This is a genomic window from Mycobacterium sp. (assembly GCF_032162105.1).
Classification (GTDB): Bacteria; Actinomycetota; Actinomycetes; order Mycobacteriales; family Mycobacteriaceae; genus Mycobacterium.
In genome coordinates, this window is record NZ_JAVRPS010000506.1 from 1 (window position 1) to 16,996 (window position 16,996).

The window sequence follows — 16,996 nt, forward strand, 5'->3', positions numbered from 1 at the left end:
AGACTGCACAAAGTGAGGCCCTCTCCATGTCGGGGAGGGCCTCTGTGGGTGGGTCTATCAGCGCGTGTAGCCGGGGACAACGCGCTCGACGTGGTTCACGCCGCGGTGGCCGTGCCAGCCCGGCTGCGCCTCGGGCGCAGGGTGGGCCTTGACGCTCGGGGCGTATGAGTAGCCCGGGCCGGTGGGCTGAGTCTGAGTGGCCGCGTTCGCCATGCCGGCCATACCAAGGGCCGCGCCGCCGATGATTCCGGCCGAGACGATCGGCAGAGCGAAGTAGCGGGTGAAGGTGCGGGTGATGGTGGTCATTTCTGAGTTCTCCTGGGCGAGTTGGCGTTTCGCGTCCTGCGCCGGTAAGTTCCGGCGATGACTTAAGAATGGCCCGGCCAGCGCACGGTGTATGTCCGGTGATCGGCCGGAGCACAGGGGGAATCGCTTGTCCCCCGATCGGGGGAACCGGCACATGAAAAAGGGCCCCCGCTCGGAGGGGCCTAAGTGTCGGAGGGCCCATGTTTCGGCGGGCTATGCGGTCGGTTAGTCAGCGCCTGGCGACGTCAAAAGGTCGCCGAACCTGCGTAGGAGATCGCGTTTCCCGTGCGGGCGAAATGGCGATCTGCCCGCAGGTTCGAGGCGGCAGTCAGGCAGTCAGGCAGCCAGGTCGGTGCGCTTGGCCGCCAGCTTGTCGGCCCGCCTGGCGCGGCGCCAGCCGCGCACAGTGGCGATGGCGGTGTTCAGACCGCGACGGCGACCGGTGGCCGGATCGGTAACCCCGAACCCAGGTTCCAGCTCCGTGAACATCCGCTCGCTGCGGGTCTCAGGAGCATTGTCGACGGAGTCGCGCAGGTAGCGGTCGGGCAGCGACAGTTTGGCGATGGTCCGCCAGGTCTTGCCGTACTGGAGCAGGAACGAACCCGTCGTGTACGGCAGGTCGTACTTGTCGCACACCTCGCGAACCCGTACCGAGATCTCGTGCAACCGGTTGCTCGGCAGGTCCGGATAGAGGTGATGCTCGATCTGGTGGCACAGATTGCCGCTCATGAACCGCAGTGCCGGTCCGCCCTCGAAGTTGGCGCTGCCGAGCATCTGCCGCAGATACCACTGCCCCTTGGTCTCGCCGACCATGTCGGTCTTGGTGAATTTCTCTGCGCCGTCGGGGAAGTGGCCGCAGAAGATCACCGCGTTGGACCAGACGTTGCGGATGACGTTGGCCACCGCGTTGGCCTTGAGCGTGGACTTGAAGGTCGCGCCTGGCGACAGCGACGTCACCGCCGGGTACGCGACGTAGTCCTTGAATAGCTGCCGGCCGGCCTTCGCCGAGAATTCGCGCACCCGCACCAGGGTGGCATCACGGTCGTCGCGGCCCTTGAATATCCTGCCGAGTTCCAGGTGCTGCAACCCGACTCCCCACTCGAAGCCGAGCGCCAGGATGGTGTTGAACAGCAGGTTGGAGAGATTGAACGGCTTCCACGGCGTGTCGCGGGTGACACGGAGCACGCCGTAGCCGACATCGTCGTCCATGCCGAGGATGTTGGTGTACTTGTGGTGCATGAAGTTGTGGGTGAACCGCCAGTGCTTGGACGCCCCGCTCATGTCCCACTCCCACGTCGAGGAGTGAATCTCGGGATCGTTCATCCAATCCCACTGGCCGTGCATGACGTTGTGGCCGATCTCCATGTTTTCGACGATCTTGGCCACGCCCAGGGTCAGGGTTCCTGCCCACCACGCGGAGCGTCGCGAGCTCCCGGCCAGCATGAGCCGGCCGACGACCTCGAGAGCACGTTGGGCGGCGATGGTGCGGCGGATGTAGCGCGAGTCGCGCTCGCCCCGGGAGTCTTCAATGTCCAGGCGGATCGCGTCGAGCTCGACAGCCAGGCTTTCGATGTCGGCGTCGGTGAGATGCGCGAATGCCGGTACGTCGGTAATTGCCATTGTTCTTCCTCCCTTCGTAGACCTACGATACCGTAACCTACGAAGCCGTAGGTTACCAGTCAGTAAAGTCTAAACGTCCAGCACGCAATCGCCGGACGCTGCAGAAATACACGTCTGGACCCGGCTGCCCGGTTCGTGCTCGGCACCGGTCCGCAGGTCGCGAACGTGGCCGTCGAGCAGCCCGACCACGCACGACTGACAGATGCCCATCCGGCAGCCGAAGGGCATCTGGATGCCGACGCTCTCGCCGGCGTCCATCAATGGTGTCGCCCCGTCCACGGTGAGCGTCTTCTGACTGCGTGCGAACGCCACCGTGCCGCCCTGGCCGTGCGCCCCGGCTTTGGACACCGCGAAGCGCTCGAGGTGGAGCCGGTCAGCGATGCCGCCCGCATGCCAAACCCGCTCGGCGTCGTTGAGCATGCCCTCGGGCCCACACGCCCAGGTCTGGCGCTCCCGCCAGTCGGGCACCTCATCGCCCAGCCGGGACAGATCCAGACGACCCTGAGTACGGGTGGACCGCAGCCGCAGCCGATATCCCTCGTGACCGGTCTGCATCCCTGCCAGTTCAGTGGCGAACAACACATCGGATTCGGTTGGCGCCGAATGCAAGTGGACCACATCGGTGACCTGGTCGCGACGGGCCAGGGTGCGCAGCATCGACATCACCGGCGTGATGCCGGAGCCGGCTGTGATGAACAACACCGAGGCCGGCGCAGGGTCGGGCATCACAAAGTTGCCCTGCGGCGCGGCCAGCCGCACGATCGTGCCAGGCGCTACCCCGCCGACCAGGTGGGTCGACAGGAACCCCTCGGGCATGGCCTTGACGGTGATGGTGATGATGCGGCCGCCCCAATTGGATGTCGCCGGCCCGGCGGCTCCTGCTACCGGGCTGGACGTCAACGAATACGACCGCCACCTCCAGCGCCCGTCGACCAACACGCCGATCCCGATGTACTGGCCGGGCTGATAGTCGAAGGAAAAGCCCCACCCCGGCTTGATGACCAGGGTCGCGGAGTCGACGGTTTCGCGACGCACCTCAAGCACCCGACCACGCAGTTCCCGCGCAGACCACAACGGGTTCGCGAGCTTGAGATAGTCGTCGGGCAACAACGGTGTGGTGATCCGCTCGGCGATCGCACGCGCGGTGTCCCAGCCGCGATGCTTACCGGCGCCGGCGATGGTAGGCCGCACGGTGTCCGCGAGCAGGGCCGCGGGCCTGCTGCTGCTGTATTTCTTACCCAACGAAAGCTCCTGCCCCAGTTTCAGGATTGCGGCACCCGTCGTCCGGGAGACATAACCTACGGTACCGTAGGTTCTGCGCCTGAGCCAATGGAGAAGCATCACAACAACTCGAGAAGGAACGGCAGTTCTTGCGGCGCATACCAGGCAAGATCGTGGTCCTGCGCGTCGCCGACAATGAATTCAGCGTCCTCCTGCCCCAGGTCAGCGGCGTCGACAGCCTCGATCGCCGGAACAACCGCGGACTCGGCGTCGGCGTTGTCGACGTAGGCGGCGACCACCTGGTCGTAGGCGATCGGCTCCGACAGCCGCACCACCGCGTCGTCCAGATCCGGACGGGCCGTCGCACCCTCGACCTCAGCGACCACCACAGCTCGCCGCGGCGGCAAACTGGATATCCCCTCGCCGGCCAACAGCCGCAACGACGCCACTGCGGCGTCGCGCAGGGCCACGTCGGCCAACTCGTCGTCGTCGCCTTCGGCGTAGGCCTCGCGCAGCGTCGGCGTCACAGCGAAGGCGGTGCCGTTGCGGGCACGCAGCGATCGGTCGGCGACGAGCTGCTGCAGCATGGCCAAGGTCGCCGGGACGTAGACACGCACGAGGCGACTGTAGGCGATTATTGCGCGGCCTCCAGCAGTTCATCCAGCGATTCGCGCAGCAGCGAGGGCAGTACGTCGACGTCGCTCATCGCATCGCGGTCGGCGTTGATGCCGAAATAGAGCATGCCGTTGTAGGACGTCACCCCGAGCGCCAGCACCTGATTGTTCAGCAGCGGCGGAACCGCATAGGTTTCCAGCAGTTTGGTGCCCGCGACAAACATCTGCTTCTGCGCGCCGGGCACATTGGTGATCAGCAGGTTGAACTGGCGCGCAGAGAAACTGGTCGCAACGCGAATTCCCATGGCGTGCAACGTCGGTGGCGCAAATCCTGACAGCGTGACGATGGTCCTGGCATCGACGAGGCTGGCCGCGGTCGGATGCGACTCGGTGGCATGGGCGATCTGCGACAGCCGCACCACCGCGTTGCCCTCACCGACCGGCAGGTCGATCAGAAACGGCGATACCTCGCTGATCGCCTGCCCCGGCCCTGTCGTATCGAGGTCCGCGTCCGGATAGACCGACATCGGGGCCATCGCGCGAACGGTCGTCATCGCCGTCACCGGCTCGCCGCGCGACATCAGCCAGTTCCGCAGTGCCCCGGCCACCACGGCCAGCACGACGTCGTTGACGTCGCAGTCGTAGCGCGCCCGCACCAAGCGATAGTCGTCCAGCCGATGGCCGGCCACGGTGAATCGGCGGTTGCGCGACACGGTCTTGTTCAGCGGGCTGTTCGGCGCGGTGCCGCGGGCCACGGTGCGCGCGGCGGCGACGAACCGGCGCCCGACCTCGACCAGCTGACCGGCGTTGGTCGCCACCTCGGTCACCGCCGAGCGCACAGCCCCAAGCTGCTCGGCGGGACGGGTGATCCATTCGCCGACGGCGCCGAGCAATAGCTGACGGTCGCTCGGCTCACGCGCAGGGATCCAGATGTCCTCACCGAACGCCGGCGGCTTCTGGGTGCGGTCGGCGACGACGTGGCCGATCTCGAGCGCCGTCATGCCGTTCACCAGCGCCTGGTGCGATTTGGTGTAGATCGCGACGCGGCTACGGGCCAGGCCCTCGATCAGATACATCTCCCACAGCGGCCGCGACTTGTCCAGTGGCCGCGAGCCGAGCCGGGCGATCAGCTCGTGCAGCTGCGCGTCGCTGCCCGGCGCCGGTAGCGCCGACCGTCTGATGTGATAGGTGATGTCGAAGTCGCGGTCGTCGACCCACATCGGGCGGGCCAGGCCCAGGGTGACTTCGCGCACCTTCTGGCGATAGCGCGGGATCTGCGGGAGCCGTTGTTCGACAGTGGCCAGCAAGGTTTCATAACTCAATCCGTTGCGCGGCTTGCGCAGGGTCGACAGCGTGCCGACGTACAACGGGGTTGAGCTGTCTTCCAGGTGATAGAACGACGCGTCCGACGCCGACAACCTGCTGACCATTGCGGCGTCACCCTCCCCCTGGCCTGATGCGCGGCTCGGCCGCGGTTGCCCTTTTGTCGCTTTCAATGAACCCCCCGAGAGGTTATCGGCCGATTCTCCTGTCGCGCACTACGGGTGCATGAAGGGGTGCCGGCCGTGGGACCATGAATGGGTCCGCGACTCTCCAGCAGATGCCGTCCGTGTCGCGCCGAACGCTGCAGAGCACCGTCGCAGGACCGTCACACACGGCGTCCGCTCGTGTCGTCCTGCAGATCGGCTGAGGCGGCTAGCGTTACAGACGTGCAAGGAAACACCGTCGGCGTCGAGCGGGTCATCAACGCGCCGGCCGCCGACATCTTCGCCTTGATCGCCGATGCCGGAAGCCATTCCAGCTTCCACGGATCGGGCACAGTGGACCATTCCACGGAGAAGTCGGCGCCGTTGTCGCTTGGCTCGAAGTTCGGCATGTCGATGCGGGGCCGGCCGGAGTCGTTGTTCCTGCCGTACCGCACCACCAACACCGTCATCGAATTCGAGCCCGACCGTCGCATCGCATGGAAGACCACCATCGGCCCCGGCGGTCTGATCGGCGGCGGATCTGGCGTTACGAGCTGCGCCCGGCCGACTCGGGGCCACCTCCCGCCCGAAGGGCAGGGGGAAGGCACGCTGGTGCGCGAGACATGGGACGTCTCGCAGGACCGGCAGCGGCCCATGCTCAGGATGGGCTCGATGCCCAAGCAAGCCGAGGACGGCATGCGCGCCACGCTGGAGCGCATCGCCGCGCTCGTCGAACCGTGAGCTAGCGCCTGCGGCTGTGCTTGGCCGTCTTGGCCTGCTGACGCGCGGCTTCACGGCGCTCCCGCCGACTGCCGCTGGTGGGTGCGGCGTGCTTGGGGCCGCCGCTGGATCGTTGCACCTCCGCCGACCCGTTCTCGGAGGGTCCTGTGTAGGTCAGCGGCGGCGCATCGCTTTCAATTCCCTTGGCGCGCAACGCCGCCGGACGCTCCTTGGTGGCCACAGCACCCTCTTGAGCCTTGGCCGCGGCCTCCGCGGCGAATGCGGCCAACCCGGAAGGCGCGGCGACCGGCGCCACGGTAGGCGCAGGCGCGGCTTCCACGGTGACGTTGAACAGGAAGCCCACCGACTCTTCCTTGAGCCCCTCGAGCATGCCGACGAACATGTCGTAGCCTTCGCGCTGGTACTCGACCAGCGGGTCACGCTGCGCCATCGCCCGCAGCCCGATGCCCTCCTTGAGGTAGTCCATCTCGTAGAGGTGCTCACGCCACTTGCGGTCAAGAACGTTGAGCAGCACGTTGCGTTCCAGCTGCCGCATCGCGCCGTCGCCTGCGATCTCCTCGAGCTGTTTCTCGCGTTCGGCGTATGCGCGCTCGGCGTCCTCAATCAACGAGTCGAGCAGCTCGTCGCGGGTCAGCTCGCCCGCCTCACCCACCGCGTCGGAGTCGATCAGATCGTGGTGATCGATGCCGACGGGGTACAGCGTGCGCAGCGCCGACCACAGCGATTCCAGGTCCCAGTCTTCGGAGTAGCCCTCTGCGGTCGCCCCGTTGACGTAGGCGGTGACCACGTCGATGAGCATCTTGTGGGCCTGCTCGGCGAGGTTCTCTCCTTCGAGGATGCGGCGACGCTCGTCGTAGATGACCATGCGCTGCTGGTTCATCACTTCGTCGTACTTGAGGACGTTCTTGCGGACCTCGAAGTTCTGCTGCTCGACCTGTGTCTGCGCACTCTTGATGGCGCGCGTGACCATGTTGGCCTCGATCGGCACGTCGTCGGGCAGGTTGAGCCGCGTGAGCAGCGACTCCAGCGTCGCGCCGTTGAACCGCTTCATCAGCTCGTCGCCCAACGACAGGTAGAAGCGTGATTCGCCCGGGTCGCCCTGGCGGCCCGAGCGGCCGCGCAACTGGTTGTCGATGCGCCGCGACTCGTGCCGCTCGGTGCCCAGCACGTAGAGGCCGCCGGCCTCTTTCACGCTCTCGGCCTCGTCCTCCACTTCTGCCTTGATCTGCGGTAGCACCTCGTCCCACGCGACCTCGTAATCCTCGGGCGTCTCGATGGGATCCAGGCCGCGGTCGCGCAGCCGCTTGTCGGCGAGGAAGTCGACGTTGCCGCCGAGCACGATGTCGGTGCCGCGGCCGGCCATGTTGGTGGCAACGGTGATCGCACCGCGCCGCCCGGCCTCGGCGATGATGTTGGCCTCCTGCTCGTGGAACTTCGCGTTCAGCACGTTGTGCGGGACCCGCCGCTTGGCGAACTGCTTGGACAGGTACTCCGAGCGCTCCACGCTGGTGGTGCCGATCAGGACCGGTTGACCCGCCTCGTAGCGCTCGACCACGTCGTCCACGACGGCGATGTACTTGGCCTCTTCGGTCTTGTAGATGAGGTCGGACTGGTCGGTGCGGACCATCGGCCTGTTGGTCGGGATCGACACCACGCCGAGGCCGTAGATCTCGTGCAGCTCGGCGGCCTCGGTCTGAGCGGTGCCGGTCATGCCGGCGAGCTTGTCGTAGAGGCGGAAGAAGTTCTGCAGGGTGATGGTGGCCAGCGTCTGGTTCTCGGCCTTGACCTCGACGTGTTCCTTGGCCTCGATGGCCTGGTGTTGGCCCTCGTTGTAGCGGCGGCCAAGCAGCACGCGGCCGGTGAACGCGTCGACGATGAGCACTTCGCCGTCGCGGACGATGTAGTCCTTGTCGCGCAGGAACAGCTCCTTGGCCTTGATCGCGTTGTTGAGGTAGCTGACCAGCGGCGAGTTCGCGGCCTCGTAGAGGTTCTCGATGCCGAGCTGGTCCTCGACGAACTCGACGCCGATCTCGAGCACGCCGATGGTGCGCTTGGCCAGGTCGACCTCGTAGTGGACGTCCTTCTCCATCAGCGGGGCGATCCTGGCGAACTCGAGATACCAGTTGGAAGCGCCGTCGGCGGGACCGGAGATGATCAGCGGGGTGCGGGCCTCGTCGATCAGGATGGAGTCGACCTCGTCGACGATCCCGAAGTTGTGTCCGCGCTGCACCATGTCCTCGACCGAGTGCGCCATGTTGTCGCGCAGGTAGTCGAAGCCGAACTCGTTGTTGGTGCCGTAGGTGATGTCGGCGCCGTAGGCGACCCGGCGCTCGTCGGGCGTCATCTGCGACAGGATGACGCCGACGTCCAGACCGAGGAACCGGTGCACGCGGCCCATCCACTCGCTGTCGCGCTTGGCCAGGTAGTCGTTGACGGTGACGACGTGCACACCCTTGCCGGAGAGGGCGTTGAGGTAGGCGGGCAGGACGCACGTGAGCGTCTTGCCCTCGCCGGTCTTCATCTCTGCCACGTTGCCGAAGTGCAGGGCGGCGCCACCCATCAGCTGGACGTCGAACGGCCGCTGGTCGAGCACGCGCCAGGCCGCCTCGCGGGCCACCGCGAACGCCTCGGGCAGCAGGTCGTCGAGTTCCGCCCCGTCGGCGACGCGCTTCTTGAACTCGGCGGTCTTGGCGCGCAGCTCGGCGTCGGACAGCTTCTCCATGTCGTCGGACAAGGTGTTCACATATTCCGCGACCTTCTTGAGGCGCTTGACCATGCGGCCTTCACCAAGGCGGAGCAACTTCGACAGCACGCTAACTTCCCCTGTGGGCTCGATGGAACTCGTGGATTGTCAAAGTTCCATGGTAGGTGACTGACCTAACCAGCCAGCGTAAGCAGGCCAGATGGGCCGGTCCGGCGCAGCCGACGCCGCTGCGCGCGACCGTTCGGCGCCGGTGATCGGCAGCGGGCCGGATGGGCCCGCATGGCTCGGGCCAGCTGGAACTAGGCCAGCCGGATCAAGCCGTAGTCGTAGGCGTGCCGTCGGTACACCACGGTCGGCTTGTCGCTCTGCTTGTCGTGGAACAGGAAGAAGTCGTGGCCGACCAGTTCCATCTCGTACAGCGCGTCGTCGACGCTCATCGGCTTGGCGGCATGCTCCTTGGTACGCACGATCCGGCCGGGTTCGTGATCGTCGGCCAAACGGTCGGTGGCCGCTGCGTCCTGTGCGGGCGCAGGGGCTTGCGGCGGGAGGGCGACCGCGGTGGCCTCGGCCAGTGATACCGGCGTCTTGTCGCCGTAGTGGATCTTGCGGCGGTCCTTGCTGCGGCGCAGCCGGTTCTCGAGTTTGCAGACCGCCGACTCCAAGGCTGCATAGAAGCTGTCGGCGCAGGCCTCGCCGCGGACGACCGGACCTCGCCCACGGGCGGTGACCTCGACGTGCTGGCAGTTCTTGCGTTGACGCCGGTTCTTCTCGTGATCGAGCTCGACGTCGAATAGGTAGATGGTGCGATCGAAGCGCTCCAGGCGCGACAGCTTCTCGGAGACGTAGGTGCGGAAGTGATCGGGGATCTCGACGTTTCGGCCCTTGACGACGACCTCGGCGCGAAGCGCGGCTACGGGTTCGTCGTCGACCGCGACCATCGTCGAATGGTCGGTGTCCACGGATTGGGTTGACATACTTGGCAACTCGATTCTCTTCGGCGTCGCACGCACGCAGCGTGCCCGGCTTGTCGCAGAAAACGCGCCGAAGGGGCCTGAATCCCGCCGACCACCGGCGCAAGGTGTCGAAAACTCACCTCCTACCGCTGTCAGGCGTGGTGGCGTTGCTTGTCGTCAACGCCGCCGTGAGGCACTCACGGGTGGTTGGCCCCGACGGTAGTCCGTGTTCACCTGCCAGTGCCACTAAATTCGCGCACGTGTTTTGAACTCTTCACGTTGGTTTGACCTCGTAGTAATTGGCGCATCCGTCGACGGGCCAGGCACGCGGGTCTTCATGCGTGCGCGATGGTCAGCACGGCCGTCACCCGGGCGCCGGCAGTTTGCAGGACCCGTACCGATTCATCCGCGGTGGCACCGGTGGTGACGACGTCGTCCACCAGCAGCACCTCGCCCCCGACCGGCCGCCGCAGCATGACCCGACCCGCGATGTTGCGCTGTCGGCCGCCTGCCGAGAGTCCCACCGAGTCACGGGTGAACGCCCGCATCCGCAGTACCTGCGAAACCGTCGTAGCGGGCGGTCCGGCGGCCAGCGCCATCCGGGTGACCGGGTCCCCGCCACGGCGCCGGGCGGCCGACCGTCGGGTGGGCGCAGGCACCAGCGTCAGCGGACCGTCGACGATGCCCCAGGCGAGCAGGTGGGTCAGCCCGGCATGAAGTGCCGCGGCCAGCGGGCCGATGAGATCGGTGCGGCCGCGTTCCTTGACCGCGACGATCGCCTCGCGACGGACGCCCGCGTAGCGGCCCAGGGAGAAGACGGGTACGCCGGGGTCGAGCCGCGGCGTCACCAGGACCGGCTCGTCGGTCCTGACCATCAGCGTCCCCGCGCAGGCGTCGCACCACCGCGTCGACGGCGCGCCACAGCCGCCGCACTCCATCGGGAGGACGAGGTCGAACAGCACTCCTGCAGTCTGTCGCCGGGGTCTGACGGTTTGCCCGAGAGCCCCGTTTGCCGCTGCAGGGGCTCAACGGTTCCCGTAGGTAGCCAAGAGAATGCTGAGAGCACTCCCCGTTTCCCGTAGTTTCCTGGCGAATTCGATCGTTCACCTGCCGATTGGTGAGACGCCGTCTCACCCCACCACGATTCAGCAGCGGTGTCATCGTCGATGTATGCTTTGCTGCAGCCTACAACTTGGAGCGTGGACGTGAGTGTGGACATGGGGAGCGAAGCCAAGGTCTCCTACACGGGTTTGGATGAACTCTGGCAGGCCTATGACCAGCTCGTGCTGGACCTAGCGAAGCGTGAAGGCGCCAGCTCCGTGGCAGAGCTCGGAGGTGGAGCCAATCCGATCGTCGGCGACGCGGAGAGGTGGGGCTTCATTCAGCAACGCGTCGTCCTCGACATCTCGGCGGACGAGCTCGCGAAGGCCGAGGGTGACGTCCAGACACGCGTAGCCGACCTCTGCCAGCCGATCCAGGGCGAGGAAGGTTCCTATGACCTCGTCTTTTCGAAGATGCTGTGCGAGCACCTACCCAACGCTCGGGTCTTCCACGAGAACTGCTTCAAACTGCTGCGGCCTGGCGGATTGTCGGTGCACTTCTTCCCCACGCTCTACACCCTGCCCTTCGTGATCAACCGGCTCGTCCCTGAGGACCTGACTCGATCGTTGCTTCGCAAGGTCCAGCCGGGACGTCTCGAAAACCCCAAGCACCAGAAGTTTCCTGCGTACTACCGTTGGTGCACTGGCCCCACCAAGCGGGCCATCAAGCGCTATGAGAGCGCGGGATTCGAAGTCGAGCAGTGGGACGCGGCCTTCGGACACCTTTACTACCAACGGATTCCGCTACTGAATTCGTTGGAGCGCGCCAAGACGAGCTTCCTGCTTCAGCATCCGGTCCGTCCACTCACCAGCTTCGCCACGGTCGTCATGCGCAAGCCGGCCTAAGAGCGGTCAGCCGCAGTCACCTTGGACGAACGCCTTCGCCAGAGCGAAGTACTGGTAGGCGTAGACGAACTCCCAATGCGGCGCCGAGAACTCGTACTGGCGCGGGACCGCCTCCATCACCACATTGCTGGGATCAGGTGAAAAGCATTGCCGGAAGACCAATCTGGCACGTGGGATGTGGTGCTTCCACGTCACGACGATGATCCTGCGCCAGGATCGCTCGGTGGCAAGACGGTGCATCATTTCCGCCTCTCCGCGGGTCGTCAGCGACGACGGGCGTTCACACAGAACCTCGATGCCGCCGGTCGCCTCGGTGCACACCCGCTGCATGACGGGGTCCGAGGCGGGGTAGGGGTTGGACAGCACCACCGTTGGCGCCCACCCATAGCGGGCCAAGCTGATCCCGTAGTCTTCCCGCCCGTCGTGTTCGCCACCGAGCACCACGACGGCGTCCGCCCGCTGCAACGGGTCCGCCGATGCGTTGGTGAACACGAAGTACCCACTGATCCCGATCAGCAGTAGGAGCGCAACGACTACCGCGCCTGCCACCAGGATCGCCGGGCGAACGTTAGCCAGCCGCATACTCCGCCAGGTCGTCGGCGCACATGTGTTCAATGAATCGACCCTATCGCTTGGCACCAGCTCCCGCTGGCCTGCCGTTTCGTCGTACCCGTCGGCTTCGTCATCGATCGAGGAGCGCGGACTGGCACGGAACGCGGTGCGGGGTTGCGCGCCAGCGCGTTTACCGTGCGGGCCCACGGCGCCCTCGCCCTTCCAATCACGGCGTCCATCGCGATCGCAACCAGGACGACCCATCAGAACTGTCGAAGTATGCTCGGATATTGGCCCGATGAGCGACGGAACGTCATTCGCTCGCGCGGTCCCCAGCGCTACCAAATACAATAGCTGGCAGTCGTAGCGACAGCGCATCGCGATAGTCGCGTCGATTATTGCATTCAGCGAAGTCAATGCGAGGATGGAAGCCGTGACACTTGGTATGAGCTCGCGCACCGACAAGGTTGCTGGGATCGCTGCCGTGGTGGTTTGCCCCGTCGTCGCAGTTCTGGCAGTCGGAGGTGGCCTGATCGCGAAGCTCGCCCTGGCGGGGGTGATCGCGCTGATCGTCAGCATCTACGTCGGCGTGCGCCACCCGCTATGGCTGTTCTGGGGTTTGGCGGTGGTGCTGGGCGCGCTGCCGTTCGGATACTTCCCCGGCGTCCACGTCCCGCTTTATTTGCCGTTCGCCGCAGGCGTAGTGCTCGCGGCCGCCGTGCACAAGGCGTCCGATCCAGTGCCACTTCATCCGCTGGAAAAGGCCGTGGTGTTGCTGATCCTCGCTTCGGGGGTGTCGCTGATCTTCACTGGCCGCAACATCGTCGACGTGACCGTGTTCGTCAGGTGGGTCATCGCCACGCTCGTGATGATCGCGTTGCTGCGCCTGTCCCGAGAAAATCTGGCGCGCTTCGGACGCATCTACGTCTACGCCGCGACGGTCAACGCACTCTTCGGCATCGCCATCGTGGCGGCGGACCCGCAGCATCGGTTCATCAAGATTCTGCACATCTTCGATTACGACCGCGAGGCGACCGGCCGATTCGTGTTCACCGACGAGGGGCAGAGCAGGTTCACCCGACTCGGTGGAACATGGGTCGATCCGAACATGGCTGGAATTGGGTTGGTGCCTGCGCTGGTGATGGGCATCGTCCTGCTCAAGGGCAGGATGCGGGTAGCCGTGACGGCCATCCTTTCCGTCGCCATCCTGCTGACCTTGAGCCGAGCGGCGATCTTCAGCGTGCTGGTGGGCGTCGTCCTGGTGGCGCTCTTCCACGCCATGCGCGCCCGCCATCGCGTGATCATGGTGGGAACCATCGCGTTGGGCATGGCAAGCGCGCTGCTGGTGCCCGCCATCCGCACCCGCATCCTTACCTCCTTCGGCAGCGACGACCAGGGGGCCCAGGATCGCTGGAGGTCGTTGGCCGCGTGGCCGCACAACATGTCGGGCCACTGGATCTTCGGGCTCGGCTGGGGCCGAAGGGAATTCGTCGACGGTAGCTTCGCCTTCAACTTGAACTTCGTCTCCAACGCCCCATTGATCGCCGCCTATCGCGCAGGGATGATCGCCGGCTTGATCTTCGTGGCGGTGCTCGTCATCGGCTGCGTCATGGGTTATCGGGCATTGCGCTCGGACTCACTGCCTGCTGCGCTGTACGGCGGCGTGTTCATCGGATTCTGTGTCGTGGCACTGCAACTCGACCATCCTGTGGTGGACATCCCTCAGATGACGGCGGTGTTCGGGATCTTCCTGGTCTTCCTGGTCTACGTGGATCGATCACGTCAGTCCTCCGATCCATCGAAGCGCGCGCCGGAGGATGCCGACGACATGGCGTCTGGCCCCTCGCACCGATACGTGCTGCAGTAGCGAATACCTCTGCGCAGCAACGCTTCCACCGATTGCCTCGGTTAGGTCTTCGCCTTCCGGCGGTAGATCGCCGTCAGGTAGATGGCCAGGAGTATCGCGTCGGTGATGACGGTCGCAATCGCCGCGCCGATCGCCCCGGCGCCGGCCAGCGCGAGCACTGCGACCAGGCCAAGTTTGACCGGTACCAGGCCGAGGTTGGCGGCCAGCCGGACCAGGTCGCGCCGCTGCGCGTAGAGGATCACCTGCAGAATCGAACTGGTCGTACGCATGGCGCAGAAGGCGGCCATGATGAGCATGGCGACGGCGAGCTCGGTCGGCGCGGGCGAGATCAGCAGCACGATTCCGGTGATGAGGACCAGCAGCCCGGTGCTAGCGCCGAGGAGCAGCGTGGTGCGCAGCGGTGGGCCGCTGGACAGGTCGCCGCCGCTGAGCCGCAATGGTTCGTGGTAGGTCATGCCGAATGCCTGGCCGACCGCGGCGAGCCCAACCGTCACGGTGACGGTGAGTGTGTAGTAGCCGACGGTGGTGTGGTTCGTGAGAAATCCCAGGAGCAGGACGTCGCCCTGTAGATACAGACACATGCCCAGCATTTCGCCGGTGAGTGCCGCGATCAGTTTGGGCGACCCGGGTATCCCCGGGCGGTGCCCGAATATTCGAATGCCGCCGACGAGGAAGATCACCACGTATTGCGAGCAATAGAGCATCGTCGCGATGGCCAGCGTGGGATGGGATGTACCGAACATGTACGCGCATGCAAGGGCGACGCTGACCGTTTGCCGGATGGTGCCGACTCGCCAGTAGAGCTGAGGATGGCCATCGCGCACGGACTGGCTCAGCCATGCGTTGCACGCCATTTCGCCCCCGGCGACGACCAGCCCAAACCAGGCGATGTACTGCACCCCGATGAGGGCGACCCCGGTCGCTGCCAACGTCGCCCCGAGCAGATATCGCGTGGTGCGCTCGGCAAGGAAGCGTTCTTCGGATTCGCGCATCGCGCGGACTTGGAAAGAGTTGTCGAGCGGAGGTCCAACCACCGCCGACAGCGCGAAGCCCATGCCGTACAAGCCGTAGTTGGCGACGCCGAGGCGCCCGACGAGCGCCAGCGTCCACAGCATGCCGACGCCGCGGCCGCCATACATCCACAGCATCGCCATCAGGGTCTTGACGTTGTTGCTCGGGGCGGCTTTCGACGTGGACAACTCAGACACTCTGGTGGTGTCGGTCCAACGGGTCCGAACAGGCCATCAGAAGAAGAGCGGTCGGTAATGGGCGCTGTACTGCAGCGCGTCGGGATTCCGCTTCGCGATGACCTTCGCAGGCACGCCGCCGACTACTTCGAGTTCACCGACGTCCTTGTTCACCAATGATTGCGCGGCAACCACCGCACCGCGATGAATGTGCGAAGGCAAGATCATCGCACGACTGGCGATCCAGACGTAGTCCTCGACGACCGTCGGAATCGGAACGATCGTGAAGTCCGGGTGATTGATGTCGTGGCCACCGCCGAGCATGTGAGTGTCGCTGGCGATCGTGACGTTGTCACCGATCCAGAGCCCGGCACGAGAATCCAGAAAACACCGGAAACCAATGGTCGTGTCATTCCCGATCGTCAGGAACTCCGCATCGAAGACCGTGGTGCCGCGAAAGATCGTCGAGCCCTTGCCGATCGTGGCCCCGAGAAACCGCAGGAACCCTTGCCGGATCGTGTGCGAGGGAATGTAGGTGATGATCGTGTTGAACGCGACCATTCCAAGGTAGTTGCGCAGCTGGCGGAGAAACGTCATCCCCTCCAGCTTCATTTCGACTACCCGGTTGTCGGAATCCAGCACGTATTCGAGATTCGGCATCTTGAGATCCGGAGCGGCCGCGAGCTTGCTTGCGACGTCAGCGGGATCAGCGGCGGCGGGTTCGGGGTACACGTGTCTCGTTCCTCTCGTCGATCCGGATAAACAATAGCGGTAACTGATGCCTTCCAACGACTTGGCGTGCGCAGGCCGAGGATTGCTGAGGGGGTGACAGCGTCGGGCACGATGACGACCCGGTCGGCCGGATGCGGCAACGTCCTTTCGGTCTCCAAGCGGGAACACCTTGTCGCGGTAGCTGACAGGACGAGGCTGCTCGGTCGCGGCGCCTCCGCAAATGCATCGCCCCTCCGACCTAGGCCCCGCATCATGGGCGCCGTGTTGTTTGCGAGCAGCACGGAGCGGCCGACTCGACCGACTACCAGACATTCCACTATTGCCGGCCTGACGGCGTTGCCGAAAACATGGAAAGGGACCCATTCGCGGAAATGGTGAATGCACCGCGAATGCATTGCAGGATGACTCAGCCGGAGAGCACTGGCACCGCGCCGGCGTTCATCAACGGCCGGACCTCCGCCCACGCCGGGTCGTCTTCGGCCGCCGATCCCGAAAGCTGAAGCACGCCCCGCTGATCGGCGACGTACACCGTCGACGGGTTGGCGGCCACGGCCGTGACCGGAGCCAGCAGGTTGCGGCTCGGGCCATCGGAGTTCACGCCGTCGAGGTTGACGTAGGACACCGGATGCTGGGGATCGGTCCGGCTGACCACGATGTCGTCGCCGGTGCGCCAGGACAGCGACACCGCGGTGTCACCCAGCCCGAAGCCCAGCCGCCGCGGGTAGGTGAGGGCGTACTGCCCGCCCTGCGTCTGCTCGACGCTGGCCAGGATGACCTGGCCCTCGATGACCATCGCGGCGCGCGTTCCGTCCCGCGACAGCTGCAATTCGTTGACCGGTCCTGGGAAACGCGTGGACACGGAGGTGGAGTCGATGGGGATCCGCGCGGGCTGCCCGGACGCCGCCTCTTGGATGACCCGCACGACGTTGTTGCCGTCTACGACGACCCAGATCGCGTCGTCGAGCGACCAGGTGGGCCGCGACAACGTGCGCCCGTCCAGTGCCTGGGACGCGTCTCCGTCCACCGGGCCGACCCACAGCGACGACGCCATGTCGGGCGCGCCCGGCCGCAGCGTCACCACCGACGC

General features: G+C 65.5%; 15 protein-coding genes. 3 read left to right on the top strand and 12 right to left on the bottom strand.

From position 1 onward, the window contains the following. Positions 1-57: 57 nt before the first annotated feature. The 5 genes from QOC69_RS26040 to QOC69_RS26060 form a co-directional block, all read right to left on the bottom strand. Positions 58-306 (bottom strand): hypothetical protein, encoded by a 249-nt coding sequence (locus tag QOC69_RS26040; RefSeq protein ID WP_353361116.1) that lies wholly within the window; start codon positions 304-306, stop codon positions 58-60. Between the two features lie 336 nt (positions 307-642). Then, positions 643-1,926, bottom strand: coding sequence for a fatty acid desaturase family protein (locus QOC69_RS26045; protein ID WP_526445099.1), 1,284 nt, complete (start codon positions 1,924-1,926; stop codon positions 643-645). Positions 1,927-1,995: 69 nt separating this feature from the next. Continuing rightward, complete coding sequence (locus QOC69_RS26050) at positions 1,996-3,267, bottom strand: ferredoxin reductase (protein ID WP_502887326.1); 1,272 nt, start codon at positions 3,265-3,267, stop codon at positions 1,996-1,998. Next, positions 3,267-3,782, bottom strand: a complete 516-nt coding sequence (locus QOC69_RS26055) for a DUF6912 family protein (protein ID WP_502887327.1) — start codon at positions 3,780-3,782, stop codon at positions 3,267-3,269. The genes QOC69_RS26050 and QOC69_RS26055 overlap by 1 nt, the downstream gene beginning before the upstream one ends. Then, on the bottom strand, positions 3,782-5,191 hold the full coding sequence (locus QOC69_RS26060) for a WS/DGAT/MGAT family O-acyltransferase (RefSeq protein WP_353368564.1): 1,410 nt from the start codon (positions 5,189-5,191) through the stop codon (positions 3,782-3,784). The genes QOC69_RS26055 and QOC69_RS26060 overlap by 1 nt, the downstream gene beginning before the upstream one ends. A 279-nt stretch (positions 5,192-5,470) precedes the next feature. Between QOC69_RS26060 and QOC69_RS26065 the strand changes: the two genes are divergently transcribed. After that, positions 5,471-5,968, top strand: coding sequence for an SRPBCC family protein (locus QOC69_RS26065; protein ID WP_526445102.1), 498 nt, complete (start codon positions 5,471-5,473; stop codon positions 5,966-5,968). A 1-nt stretch (position 5,969) separates the two neighbouring features. On the opposite strand, the gene secA is transcribed toward QOC69_RS26065, so the two are convergent. The 3 genes from secA to QOC69_RS26080 all read right to left on the bottom strand — a co-directional run bounded on the left by secA (position 5,970) and on the right by QOC69_RS26080 (position 10,584). Continuing rightward, a complete protein-coding gene (secA, locus tag QOC69_RS26070) occupies positions 5,970-8,780 on the bottom strand; it encodes a preprotein translocase subunit SecA (protein ID WP_526445104.1) in 2,811 nt (936 codons plus the stop codon). Positions 8,781-8,971: 191 nt separating this feature from the next. After that, complete coding sequence (gene hpf / locus QOC69_RS26075; protein WP_526445119.1) at positions 8,972-9,610, bottom strand: ribosome hibernation-promoting factor, HPF/YfiA family; 639 nt, start codon at positions 9,608-9,610, stop codon at positions 8,972-8,974. 350 nt (positions 9,611-9,960) lie between these two features. Further along, positions 9,961-10,584 carry a ComF family protein gene (locus QOC69_RS26080; protein WP_526445121.1) on the bottom strand — a complete coding sequence of 208 codons (624 nt, stop codon included), beginning with the start codon at positions 10,582-10,584 and terminating at the stop codon, positions 9,961-9,963. A 240-nt stretch (positions 10,585-10,824) separates the two neighbouring features. On the opposite strand from QOC69_RS26080, the gene QOC69_RS26085 reads away from it, so the two are divergent. Next, the gene (locus QOC69_RS26085) at positions 10,825-11,571 is read left to right on the top strand and encodes a class I SAM-dependent methyltransferase (protein ID WP_526445106.1); all 747 of its coding nucleotides are present in this window, start codon (positions 10,825-10,827) and stop codon (positions 11,569-11,571) included. A 6-nt stretch (positions 11,572-11,577) separates the two neighbouring features. On the opposite strand, the gene QOC69_RS26090 is transcribed toward QOC69_RS26085, so the two are convergent. Beyond that, the gene (locus QOC69_RS26090; protein ID WP_526445108.1) at positions 11,578-12,120 is read right to left on the bottom strand and encodes a YdcF family protein; all 543 of its coding nucleotides are present in this window, start codon (positions 12,118-12,120) and stop codon (positions 11,578-11,580) included. A 427-nt stretch (positions 12,121-12,547) separates the two neighbouring features. Between QOC69_RS26090 and QOC69_RS26095 the strand changes: the two genes are divergently transcribed. Then, a complete protein-coding gene (locus QOC69_RS26095; protein ID WP_526445110.1) occupies positions 12,548-13,990 on the top strand; it encodes an O-antigen ligase family protein in 1,443 nt (480 codons plus the stop codon). A gap of 41 nt (positions 13,991-14,031) precedes the next feature. On the opposite strand, the gene QOC69_RS26100 is transcribed toward QOC69_RS26095, so the two are convergent. The 3 genes from QOC69_RS26100 to QOC69_RS26110 form a co-directional block, all read right to left on the bottom strand. Beyond that, the gene (locus tag QOC69_RS26100; protein ID WP_526445112.1) at positions 14,032-15,198 is read right to left on the bottom strand and encodes a hypothetical protein; all 1,167 of its coding nucleotides are present in this window, start codon (positions 15,196-15,198) and stop codon (positions 14,032-14,034) included. Between the two features lie 36 nt (positions 15,199-15,234). Further along, positions 15,235-15,909 carry an acyltransferase gene (locus tag QOC69_RS26105; protein ID WP_526445114.1) on the bottom strand — a complete coding sequence of 225 codons (675 nt, stop codon included), beginning with the start codon at positions 15,907-15,909 and terminating at the stop codon, positions 15,235-15,237. 406 nt (positions 15,910-16,315) lie between these two features. Continuing rightward, positions 16,316-16,996, bottom strand: a 681-nt coding sequence (locus QOC69_RS26110; protein ID WP_526445116.1) for an LpqB family beta-propeller domain-containing protein, incomplete at its 5' end; no start/stop codon positions are given.